Source organism: Streptomyces sp. NPDC058880 (assembly GCF_042742535.1).
Lineage (GTDB): Bacteria > Actinomycetota > Actinomycetes > Streptomycetales > Streptomycetaceae > Streptomyces.
Genome location: NZ_JBHYMC010000108.1, coordinates 1 through 11,166 on the forward strand (window position 1 = coordinate 1; position 11,166 = coordinate 11,166).

9 protein-coding genes are annotated in these 11,166 nt (G+C 70.4%); 8 read left to right on the top strand and 1 reads right to left on the bottom strand.

Annotated features, from left to right (window positions below):
- The first annotated feature begins 280 nt into the window (after nucleotides 1-280).
- From ACFW2G_RS32220 to ACFW2G_RS32250, 7 genes are all read left to right on the top strand, one after another.
- Nucleotides 281-1,066, top strand: coding sequence for an SDR family NAD(P)-dependent oxidoreductase (locus ACFW2G_RS32220; protein WP_384456358.1), 786 nt, complete (start codon nucleotides 281-283; stop codon nucleotides 1,064-1,066).
- An 8-nt stretch (nucleotides 1,067-1,074) separates the two neighbouring features.
- Nucleotides 1,075-2,337, top strand: coding sequence for an MFS transporter (locus ACFW2G_RS32225; protein WP_384456361.1), 1,263 nt, complete (start codon nucleotides 1,075-1,077; stop codon nucleotides 2,335-2,337).
- Entirely contained in the window at nucleotides 2,334-4,019 is a 1,686-nt protein-coding gene (locus tag ACFW2G_RS32230) for an FAD-binding protein (RefSeq protein WP_037928970.1), read from the top strand. Before ACFW2G_RS32225 ends, ACFW2G_RS32230 begins: the two co-directional genes overlap by 4 nt.
- A 370-nt stretch (nucleotides 4,020-4,389) precedes the next feature.
- Nucleotides 4,390-5,586, top strand: a complete 1,197-nt coding sequence (wecB, locus tag ACFW2G_RS32235) for a non-hydrolyzing UDP-N-acetylglucosamine 2-epimerase (protein ID WP_384456364.1) — start codon at nucleotides 4,390-4,392, stop codon at nucleotides 5,584-5,586.
- A gap of 58 nt (nucleotides 5,587-5,644) precedes the next feature.
- A complete protein-coding gene (locus ACFW2G_RS32240) occupies nucleotides 5,645-6,427 on the top strand; it encodes a hypothetical protein (RefSeq protein ID WP_052031310.1) in 783 nt (260 codons plus the stop codon).
- Nucleotides 6,424-7,671, top strand: a complete 1,248-nt coding sequence (locus ACFW2G_RS32245) for an FG-GAP repeat domain-containing protein (protein WP_384456370.1) — start codon at nucleotides 6,424-6,426, stop codon at nucleotides 7,669-7,671. The genes ACFW2G_RS32240 and ACFW2G_RS32245 overlap by 4 nt, the downstream gene beginning before the upstream one ends.
- Before the next feature lie 205 nt (nucleotides 7,672-7,876).
- Entirely contained in the window at nucleotides 7,877-9,094 is a 1,218-nt protein-coding gene (locus ACFW2G_RS32250; RefSeq protein ID WP_384585508.1) for an acyltransferase family protein, read from the top strand.
- A 17-nt stretch (nucleotides 9,095-9,111) separates the two neighbouring features.
- On the opposite strand, the gene ACFW2G_RS32255 is transcribed toward ACFW2G_RS32250, so the two are convergent.
- Nucleotides 9,112-10,032 (bottom strand): helix-turn-helix domain-containing protein, encoded by a 921-nt coding sequence (locus ACFW2G_RS32255; RefSeq protein ID WP_063890654.1) that lies wholly within the window; start codon nucleotides 10,030-10,032, stop codon nucleotides 9,112-9,114.
- Between the two features lie 171 nt (nucleotides 10,033-10,203).
- Between ACFW2G_RS32255 and ACFW2G_RS32260 the strand changes: the two genes are divergently transcribed.
- The coding region (locus tag ACFW2G_RS32260) for an MFS transporter (protein ID WP_384681124.1) at nucleotides 10,204-11,166 on the top strand (963 nt) is incomplete at its 3' end.

The window sequence follows — 11,166 nt, forward strand, 5'->3', positions numbered from 1 at the left end:
GCGGCGAATACCGACATTCATGCGGGGATCACGACCGCGGTCGTGGTCAACACCGCGATCGTCGTCCTCGGCATCCTCACCACCGTCCTCTTCCTCAGGAGCAAGGCCGTGCAGACCCCCGTCGCCGGCTGACCGACCTCCTGACCGATCCCCCCCATGGAAGCGGCCCGGCCCGGCCGCCCCCGACCGTGCCGGGCCGCTTCCCCCTTCCCGTATCGCCTCCCCAGGTCCCCCTCCCCAGGTCCCCCTCCCCAAGAACTCCTCTTTCCCAAGGAACGTGATGGACCTCCATATCGAAGACCGCGTATACCTCGTCACCGGCGCGTCGTCCGGCATCGGCGAGGCCACCGTCCGCCTCCTGGCCGCCGAGGGCGCCGCCGTCGTCGGTGTCGCCCGCAAGCCGTGGAGCACCGAAGGGCTCGGCGAGCGGGTCAGCACCCTGGCCGCCGACCTCACCGATCCGGCTGAGGCCCAGCAGGTCGCCGACGCCGTGGTAGCTCGCCACGGCCGCCTCGACGGCCTCGTGAACAACGTCGGCGCGCTGGAGTCCCGTACCGGCTTCCTCGACGTGACCGACGAGCAGTGGAAGACCACCTTCGAGGTCAACTTCCACTCCGCCGTCCGCATGACCCGTGCGGCCCTGCCCGCGCTGCTGGAGGCGGGCGCGGGGTCCGTCGTCCACGTGGCGAGCGAGGCCGCCCGCTATCCCGACCCCGGCATCACCGACTACGCCGCCTCGAAGACGGCACTGCTGTCCCTCTCCAAATCCCTGGCCGCGGAGTTCGGCGCACGGGCGGTGCGCTCGAACGTGGTCTCCCCGGGGCCCACCCGGACCGCGCTCTTCGACGCCCCCGGAGGCTTCGCCGACCAACTCGGCGAACGGTTCGGGCTGCCCGCCGACGAGGCCGTCGACCACTTCATCCGTGAGGTGCGCCGACTGCCCAGCGGCCGCATCGGCACCCCCGAAGACGTCGCCGGCGTGATCGCGTATCTGCTCTCGCCCCTGGCGGGCCAGGTCACCGGCGCCGAATGGAGCGTCGACGGCGGCGCCCTGCGGCAGATCTGACCGGGCCGATGCGTGCTTCCCTCTTCGCCCTCGCGGTCGGCGCCTTCGGCATCGGGACGACCGAGTTCGTCATCGTCGGCCTGCTCCCCGAAGTGGCCGACGACCTGTCCGTGTCCATCCCCTCCGCCGGCATGCTGGTCACCGGCTACGCCCTGGGCGTGGTGGTCGGCGCACCGCTGATGACAGCGGCCGGCGCCCGGCTTCCCCGCAAGACCATGCTCGTCCTGCTCATGGCGATCTTCATTGCAGGCAACCTGCTCTGCGCCCTCGCCGGGGACTACACGGCCCTCATGGGCGGGCGGCTGATCGCGGCTCTCACCCACGGAGCGTTCTTCGGGATCGGCTCCGTCGTGGCCGCCGACCTCGTGGCCCCCGACCGGCGGGCGAGCGCCATCGCCCTGATGTTCACCGGCCTGACCCTGGCCAATGTGCTCGGCGTGCCCCTGGGAACCTTCCTGGGGCAGGAGTTCGGCTGGCGTTCGACCTTCTGGGCCGTCACCGGGATCGGGATCGTGGGGCTCCTCGCCCTGATCACCCTGGTTCCGGCACAGCCCGCACCGCAGAGCGGGGCCCTGCGCGGTGAGCTCGCCGTCTTCCGCCGGCCCCAGGTGTGGCTGGCCCTGACCACCACCGTCCTCGGCTTCGGCGGCGTCTTCGCCTCCTTCACCTACCTCGCCCCCATGATGACGGAACGGGCCGGCTTCTCCGACGGCGCGGTCGCCTGGCTCCTCGTCCTCTTCGGGACCGGCCTGTGCGTGGGCAACGTACTCGGCGGCCGGGCCGCCGACCGGGCCCTCATGCCCAGCCTGTACCTCATCCTCGGAGGCCTGTGCGTGGTGCTGGTGGTGTTCACCTTCACCTCACGGGCCGCCCTGCCCGCCGCGGTCACCCTGGCCGCCTTCGGAGCGATCGGCTTCGCCACGGTGCCGCCGCTCCAGGCCCGCGTCATGCAGCAGGCGGCCGGGGCTCCGGCCCTCGCCTCCGCCGCCAACATCGCGGCCTTCAACCTGGGCAACGCCCTCGGCGCCTGGCTCGGCGGCCTCGCCGTCGCCCACGGCCTGGGATGGACCTCGCCGACCTGGATCGGCGCCGGACTCGCCGCCGCCGGACTCGGGACCGCGGCCCTCTCCGGTCACCTCGATCGCAGGAGCCGCCCGAAGCCTCCGGCCGCCGAGGCGTTCCCTTCCGCACCACTCCCGCACGACCCCACCCAGCCGGTGCCGGGCACGGCACCCGTCCCCTCGTCGAAGAGAAGTGAGGTAGCCCCATGAACGGTGTCGACCGCCGGACCATGCTCACCCGCAGCGCGGCCGTCGTCGGAGGCGCGGCGGTGGCCGGCGCGCTCGCCGGCCCCGCGGCAGCGGCCACGAACCCCGCCGAGTCCGCGGCTTCCGGCGCGGCCGCCGGCAGCGGAGCCGTTGTGCGCCCGGGCGACCCGCGCTACGAGATGCTCACCACCGGCAACAACCAGCGTTTCGTCGCACGCCCCGACTACATCAAGATGGTCCGCTCGACCGCGGACGCCGAACGGGCCCTCAGAGACGCCGTCCGGGCCGGCAAGCGGGTCTCCGTGCGCAGCGGCGGCCACTGCTTCGCCGACTTCGCCGCCCACCCCGAGACCGAGGTCATCATCGACTTCTCGGAGATGACCCACGTCGGCTACGACCCCGCGCGGCGCGCCTTCGTCGTGGAGGCCGGAGCCCGCCTGATCAACGTGTACGAAGCCCTCTACAAGGGCTGGGGCGTCACCATCCCCGGCGGCATCTGCTACAGCGTCGGAGCCGGCGGCCACATCGTCGGCGGCGGCTACGGGCTCCTCTCCCGGGCCCACGGCCTGGTCGTCGATCACCTCTACGCCGTGGAGGTCGTCGTCACCAACGGCAAGGGAGGCGTCCGCACCGTTGTCGCCACCCGCGAGAAGCACGACCCCCACCGCGACCTGTGGTGGGCGCACACCGGCGGGGGAGGCGGCAACTTCGGCCTGGTGACCCGCTACTGGTTCCGCTCACCGGGCGCGAAGGGATCCGAACCCTCCGAGCAGCTGATAGCGCCGCCGTCCAAGGTGTTGGTGAGCGCCCTGGACTTCCCCTGGGAGCAGCTGAACGAGGCCAAGTTCACCCGTCTCCTGAAGAACTTCGGCGCCTGGCACGCCGCGAACAGCGCCCCCGACAGCCCCTACCGCAACCTCTCCAGCCTCTTCAACGTCAGCTCCAAGGCGCACGGCAGCCTGGGCATGTTCACCCAGGTCGACGCGACCGTGCCGAACGCCCGCAAACTGCTCGACGACTACGTGGCGGCCATCACCGCCGGTACCGGGGTCACGCCCCGGGCGCTGACCCGCGCCACCGGCGAACTGCCCGCCATGCCGCAGTTCGCCGAGCCCCGCACCCTGCCCTGGCTCCAGGCGACCCGGCTCGTCGGCACCAACAACCCCACCATCACCAACCCGACCTCACGCGGTGCACACAAGTCCGCCTACATGCGCAAGAACTTCACCGACCACCAGATCTCCGCGCTCTACCGGTACATGAGCCGACCGGACTTCAAGAACCCCGACACCATGCTGGTGCTGTTCTCCTTCGGCGGCCAGGTCAACGCCGTCGCACCGGACGCGACGGCCAACGCGCAGCGGACGTCCATCTTCAAGATGTGCTTCCAGACCTTCTGGCAGGAGGAGAGCGAAGACGCCTTCTACCTGGGCTGGCTGCGCGACCTCTACGAGGACTTCTTCTCGGCGACCGGAGGCGTGCCCCTGATCGACGACAGCACCGACGGCTGCTACATCAACTACCCCGACCGCGACATCACCGACCCCCGCCGCAACCGCTCCGGCGTGCCCTGGCAGACCCTGTACTACAAGGACAACTACCCGCGCCTCCAGCAGGTCAAGAGGCGCTACGACCCGTCCGACTTCTTCCGCCACTCCATGTCGATCAAGCCTGCGCGAGGCTGATCCCGGACGGACGACGGCCGGCGGGCCACCGCCGGCGGTCCGGCGTCCCCCACGCGACCCTGCCCGCGGTCTCCCGACCGTCGTCCCTGCTCAGAAGCCCCGCACTCCCTTCCCCGGAGTGCGGGGCTTCTGGCGTTCCCGAGCATCTGTTCGAGTGGCCGGGGGAGTTCGTTGACTGTCCGGGCGGCTCCGGGAAAGCTGATGGCAGGCCGGAAGAGGGCAGCCGAAAAAGGCCCCTCGCAGAGTGATCCGATCCCCTGGCCACACCCGTAGCCACACCCGCAGGTCCGCCCGCGGCACCGCCGTGCCGCGTCCTTCCCCCGCCATGCCACGGCCCGATTCCCAACGCGCCACGAAGAAAGAGGAAGCCATGCGTTCCGTCGCCGTAGTCCTCGGCACCCGGCCGGAAGCCATCAAGTTCGCGCCGGTCATCCGCGCCCTCCAGGACGACCCGCGCTTCGAGCCCGTCGTGATCTCCACCGGACAGCACCGCCAGATGTTGGACGAGACCCTCGACGCCTTCGGCCTCAGCGCCGACGTCGACCTGAACGTGATGGCTCCCAAGCAGACCCTCTCCCAGGTCACCTACCGCTCGCTGCGCGGCCTGGAGGACTACTTCGCCGCCTCGCCCGCCGACGCCGTCCTGGTCCATGGGGACACCGCCACCACCCTCACCGGAGCCCTGGCCGGATTCCACCTGCGCATCCCCGTCGTCCACGTCGAGGCCGGACTGCGCAGCGGCCGGCTCGGCTCGCCCTTCCCCGAGGAGGGCAACAGACGGCTCGTGGCGCAGGTCGCCGCCCTCCACCTGGCCCCCACCCCCGGCAACCTCGCGAACCTGCTCCGCGAGGGCATCGCCGCCGACACCGTCACCGTCACCGGCAACACCGTCATCGACGCCCTGCGCTGGGCCAGCGGCCGAGCGGAGAGCTACGGCGACCCGGCCCTGGCCGACCTCGACAGCGACCCGCGGCGGGTCGTCCTGGCCTCCGCGCACCGCCGCGAGGCCTGGCCGCACTTGCCGCAGATCGGCCGGGCCCTCGCCCGCATCGCCGACGAGCCCGGCGTCCGCGTCGTCGTACCGCTCCACCGCAACCCCGTCGTCCGCGAGGCGCTCCTGCCGCACATCGGCAGCCACCCGGGCATCACCGTCACCGACCCGCTCCCCTACCTGAGCTTCTGCAAGCTCATGGGCCGCGCCGACATCATCGTCTCGGACAGCAGCGGCAGCCAGGAGGAGGGGCCCGCCCTCGGCAAGCCGACGCTCGTCCTCGGCGACGTCACCGAGCGCTCCGAGGCCATCGTGGCCGGCACCGCCTGCCTCGTCGGAACGGCCACCGACGGCATCGTCGCCCACACCCAGGAGCTGCTGCGCGACCGTGCCGCCTACGACCGGATGGCCAACGCCGCCAACCCGTACGGCGACGGACGGGCCACCGAGCGCACCGTCGCGGCCCTCGCCCACTTCTTCGGCCTCGGCCCCGCCCCCGAACCCTTCGTCCCCGAAAACGCCGTCGACGAGCTCAGCGTCGAGCTCGCGCGCACGGCCGACTTCGCCCGCACCTGAGCCCCCACCCGGGCCCCTACCCGGGCCCGCGTCCGGGTCCCGATCGAGAGGAGCACGCATGAGAGCCACCCCGTCCGCCGTCGAACGCCCGCTCAACTTCAGCACTCCGTACCTGAGGGCCGACCTCGTGCGCGACGCCGTGGACTACACCGTCGAGGGCCGCAGCATCGTCGTGAACCCCGGTGTGACGCCCGTGACCATCGCGGAGGAACCCCGCAAGACCATCCCCCCGCTCTCCTCCACCGTCCTCTCCGACACCCGCATCGAGAAGGCCGACGCGCTCCTCCTCCTGCGCTCCGCCCCCGACGGCACCGACATCACCGGCATCACCGCGGAACCCGGCTGGTCCCACCTCGCCGACCTCCTCGCCCCCGGCGAGTTCCCCCGCGAGACCCCCCTGCACCGCAGCCCCCAGGACGACATCAACACCGTCCTGTTCGACCCGGCCCATGTGCTCGGCGAGCGCGAGACCCCCACGGACCTGCGCGAGTTCAACGTCCGCGCCAACCTCTGGTTCTCGCCCGCAGGCACCGACTGCGCCGTGCACAACCAGCACGACTTCATCGAGGTCCACACCCAGGTCCACGGCCTCGGGCGGATGCAGCGCTTCCGGGACCGCGACCACGCCACGCTCTACCAGGACGTCCTGATGAGCCCCGGCTACACCACCCCGGACCCGTTCTGCGCCACCGGTCCCCAGTGCACCTACCACTACCCCTGGCACCAGTACCGGGCCGACACCGACTGCGTGTGGCTCGCCATCGAGTACCACCCCGTACCCCGCGCCCTGCGCACCCTCTTCCCCGTGACCACCCCGAACCCTCTGGAGAACCCGTCGTGACCACCACCGGCAACACGGGCGGAACCGCCCTGCGCGCACCGAAGTTCACCGCCGAGGTCGTAGCCGACCAGCTGCGCGACGGCTACTGGCTGGAAGCCCCGGACATCGACGGCGACGGCAAGCCGGACCTCTTCGGCTACGGGCTGCGCCTCGGCGAGATCTACTGGTACGCCAACGACGGCGACTGGACCCGCCGCCTGATAGCCGACCGGATCAAGATGCCCGTCGGCGCCGACTTCGCCGACGTCACCGGCAACGGCCACCCCGACGTCATCGTCTGCTACGACCTGTACGGCCCGATCGGGACCATCCACGACGCCAACACCGAAGGCGGCAAGATCGACTGGCTGGAGAACCCGGGCACCCCCGACAAGGACGAATCCCGTTGGAAGCGCCACTACGTCGGCCGGGCCACCGGGATGCACCGGCTGCGCGCCGGCCACTTCACCCGCACCGACCGGCTCCAGATCATCGGCCTGCCGATCGTCGCCAAGGAGGACGTCCACGCCGTACTGCCCGTCGTGCTGTTCACCCAGCCCGACGACGTGCACACGGCACAGGAGTGGGAGATGACCGTCATCGACGACAGCCACTTCCGGATGATCCACGGAGCCGAGAAGAAGCAGGGCCTGATACCCGGCTCCGACCTGGAGTCCCTGCTGCTGGCCTCCGACGAGGGCGTCACCTGGCTCCACTACGACGAGGCGCGCCAGGAGTGGATCCGGGAGCTGATCGGCACGGGCGAGCTCACCCAGTTCGAGCAGACCGGATTCCGCGGCAGCGGCGACCTCAACGCCGGCCGCCTCGGCGACGACCCGATGGCCTACGTCGCCGCCATCGAGCCCTTCCACGGCAACACGGTGGCCGTGTACACCAAGGCCGGCGACGGGCACAGCTGGAACCGCGTTCTGCTCGACGTCTACGGCGACCCCAACGAGAACGGCGAGGGCCCCGGCCACCAGATCGTCTGCGCCGACTTCGACGGCGACGGCGACGACGAGTTCCTCGTGGCGCTGCGCGGCCCGTGGCCGTGGCAGGGCGTCATGTACTACAAGGCGATCGACGCCGCCAACGGCATCTGGGCCAAGTGGCGGGTCTCGGACGAGTCCGTCGCCCGCATCGCCACCGCCGACTTCAACGGCGACGGCCGCCTGGACTTCGCCACCATCGCGTACTCCGTGCAGAACTACTACGTGGCCAAGGACGCCAAGCTCATGGTCTACCGCAACCAGATCGAGCAGTAGGGGAACCCGTGGCGGCGCCCGGTCCCCGGGACCGGCCGCCGCCCCTCCCTCCCCGCACCCACGAGCCCCGACGGGCAGTCCCGCCTTCCGCGACGCCCCTGCGCGCGCCGCCCGGGACCGTGCCCCCGCCGCACGGCGGACCACGGCCCCGGTGGCCGTCCCTCACGAAACCTCTTCCGCACCTCTTCCGAAAGAGCGATTCCCTGTGGCCTCCACGACGTCCTCCGACGCCGCGAAGCGGGCGAAGCTGCCCTCACTGACCGGCCTGCGGTTCTTCGCCGCCCTCTCCGTCTTCTTCTTCCACGCGTCGCTGACCGACTCCCCGATCCCGCCCAACGCCCCGATCAACCCCTTTGCCGACGCCGGCATCGCGGACTGGCTCTCCACCGCCTTCGGCAAGGCCGGGTACCTGGGCGTCTCCTTCTTCTTCGTCCTCTCCGGCTTCGTCCTCGCCTGGGCCGCCAAGCCCGGCGAGCGCGTCACCGCGTTCCTGCGCCGCCGACTGCTGAAGATCTTCCCCAACCACATCGTCGTCTTCGCCGCCGCGATGATCCTCTTCGCCGGATCGGCCGTCACCGGAGTCGCCGACTGGCTCCCCAACCTCCTGCTGATCCACACCTGGTGGCCGCAGCCCACCGTCAACCTCAGCGTCAACCCGCCCAGCTGGTCCCTCGGCAGCGAGCTGCTCTTCTACGTGCTCTTCCCCGTGCTCGTCGTCCCGATCCGGCGGCTCCGCGGCCGGACCGCCCTGTGGGGCTGGAGTGCCGCGATGATCGCCGGGATGGTCGCCGTCCAGCTGATAGCCACCTACTTCGTCCCCGACACCCCGAAGTCCACCATCACACCCATCTCCGGGATGCAGTTCTGGTTCGGCTACCTGCTGCCCGCCGGCCGCCTCTTCGAGTTCGTGCTCGGCATCCTGCTCGCCCGCATCGTCCTCGCGGGACTGTGGCCGCGCCGCGTCGGCTTCGCCGTATCCCTGGTCCTGACCGTCCTCGGCTACGCCGCCGCGCTCGTCGCTCCGTTCCAGTACGGATTCGTCGTCGCCACGATCGTCCCCGTCGCCGCGCTGATCGGGGCCACCGCCAACGCCGACGTCCAGGGCCGCCAGACCTTCCTGCGCAGCCGGCCCATGGTCTGGCTCGGCGAGGTCTCCTTCGGCTTCTACCTCGTCCAGGGCGTCACGATCTTCTACCTGCGCTCGCTCCTGGGTGAGCACACCTACAGCGTTCCGGTGGCCCTGCTGGTGATCGCCGGCTTCTTCACCGCCTCGCTGCTCGGCGGCTGGCTCCTGTTCCGCTTCGTCGAGATGCCGGCCATGCGCCGCTTCGGCCGCGCCAGGCCTCGTACGCCGGCCGCACCGGCCCCGGCCCACGAACCGCCCGGCGACCGCACCCCGGTCAGCGCGTCCGTCCGGGACTGACCCGCCGGCCCGCCGCCCTACCGCTCACCGCCCGCGTCGGCATCAGCCGGCGCGGGCTCCGGCGTACCCCGGCCCGCACCGGCCGCCGCGCCGGCGGTCAGGCTCGCCAGCATGCGCAGTGCCGCGTCCGAGGGGGAGGACTCGGGGGCGCTGTAGAGCAGCATCCGGTGGTTGGTGCCGTCGGTGAGGTGCAGGTTCTCGAAGTCGAGGGTCAGCGGGCCCACCACAGGATGGTGCAGGGTCTTCGTCCCGACCGTGCAGTCCCGCACCGGATGCTTCGACCACAGCGAGGCGAAGTCCGGGCTCTGCAGCATGAGCGATCCGATCAGCTCGGCCAGCGCACGGTCCTCGGGATTGCGTCCCGCGACCAGGCGCAGTGCCGCAAGCGCGACCCGGGCCTCGCCCTTCCAGTCCGTGTACAGCTCCCGGGTGTGCGGGTCGAGGAACAGCATCCGCGTGAGGTTCGGGCGTACGGCGGGATCGTCGGGGCTCACGAAGTCCAGGTGCCCGGCGAGCAGGGCGTGCCCCAGCCGATTCCAGGCGAGCACGTTGTTGCGGCCGTCCAGGACGACGGCGGGCACCTGGGGCATCGCGCCGATCAGCCGGCGCGTGGTGTCGCGGGCGTACTCGGGGCGGGGCGAGGGGGCCCGCTTGGCGCGCGGCGGCCGGGCCAGGTTGTGCAGGTGCGCGTGCTCGTCCGGGGTCAGGCGCAGCGCCCGGGCCAGTGCGTCGAGGACGCTGTCGGAGGCGTTCGTGCTCTGACCCTGCTCCAGGTGCGTGTAGTACGTGATGCTCACGCCGGCCAGCAGGGCGAGCTCCTCGCGTCGCAGCCCGGGCACGCGCCGACGGGTGCCGTGGGACGGTAGCCCGACGTCCTCGGGCTGGAGCTGGGCGCGACGGGTGCGGAGGAACTCTCCCAGAGCGGTCGGTGTGTCCATGCCTTCCAGTGTGCCGGGGGAAGGCGCCGGACGTCGCCCCGGAAGGTGGCCCTGGGAGTGCTAGCTTGCGCGGCGCCAGCACAGCCAGGGGGCTGGGTAACCCTTCCCGACCGGTCCAGAGTCGATGGCGCGACGCAACACGCCGTCGCGTGATCGAAAGGGAGTCTGGCGATGTCGGTTGTTGAGGGTGCGCGGGTTGATGCGGGTGGGGGGGAGGGGCCTGTTCGTTTGGATGGGCGCCTGAGGTTGGTGCTTGTGGTGTTGCTGGTGGCGCAGTTCATGCTGGCGGTGGATTTTTCGATCCTGAATGTGGCGTTGCCGGTGATCGGTGACGGGCTTGGGTTCTCGTTGTCGAATCTGCAGTGGATCGCGACGTCGTTTGCGTTGTGTGCTGCGGGTTTCACGTTGTTGTTTGGTCGGGTGGCGGATCTGTTTGGGCGGCGTCGGCTGTTCCTGGTGGGTCTGGCGGTTTTGGGTGTGTCGTCGTTGGTGGGTGGTTTGGCGACGTCGCCTGAGATGTTGATTGTGGCGCGGGTGTTTCAGGGTCTTGCGACGGCGGCGGTGACGCCTGCTGGTCTGTCGTTGTTGACGACGTCGTTTCCTGAGGGTCCGTTGCGGGAGAAGGCGTTGGGGCTGAATGGTGCGTTGATGTCGGCGGGGTTCACCACGGGTGCGATTTTGGGTGGTGTGTTGACGGATCTGCTGTCGTGGCGGTGGGCGTTCTTCATCAATGTGCCGGTTGCTCTGGTGGTGTTGGTGATTGCGCCGACGGTGATTCGTGAGTCGCGTCCGGATGTGCGTCCGAGGTTGGATGTTCCGGGTGCGACGGCGGTGACGTTGGGTCTGCTGGCGTTGGTTTATGGGTTGACGCAGGCGGGTGAGCGTGGTTGGGGTGCTCCGTCGGCGTGGGGTTGGCTGGCGGCTGGTGTGGTGTTGTTGGTGGTGTTCTATGCGGTGGAGTCGAGGTCGTCGGCTCCGTTGGTGCCGGTGAGTGTGTTGAAGAAGCGGACGGTGGCGTGGGGGAATGTTGCTGGTCTGATTGCGTTTTTGACGGAGACCAGTTTGGTGTTCCTGATGACGCTGTATCTGCAGGAGGTTTTGGATTTCTCGCCGTTGACGGCGGGGTTGTCGTTC

Excerpts from the sequence above, each read along its gene's own strand:
- ACFW2G_RS32220 (WP_384456358.1), top strand. The coding sequence starts at position 281 with ATGGACCTCCATATCGAAGACCGCGTATACCTCGTCACCGGCGCGTCG.
- ACFW2G_RS32225 (WP_384456361.1), top strand. The coding sequence starts at position 1,075 with ATGCGTGCTTCCCTCTTCGCCCTCGCGGTCGGCGCCTTCGGCATCGGG.
- ACFW2G_RS32230 (WP_037928970.1), top strand. The coding sequence starts at position 2,334 with ATGAACGGTGTCGACCGCCGGACCATGCTCACCCGCAGCGCGGCCGTC.
- wecB (WP_384456364.1), top strand. The coding sequence starts at position 4,390 with ATGCGTTCCGTCGCCGTAGTCCTCGGCACCCGGCCGGAAGCCATCAAG.
- ACFW2G_RS32240 (WP_052031310.1), top strand. The coding sequence starts at position 5,645 with ATGAGAGCCACCCCGTCCGCCGTCGAACGCCCGCTCAACTTCAGCACT.
- ACFW2G_RS32255 (WP_063890654.1), bottom strand. The coding sequence starts at position 10,032 with ATGGACACACCGACCGCTCTGGGAGAGTTCCTCCGCACCCGTCGCGCC.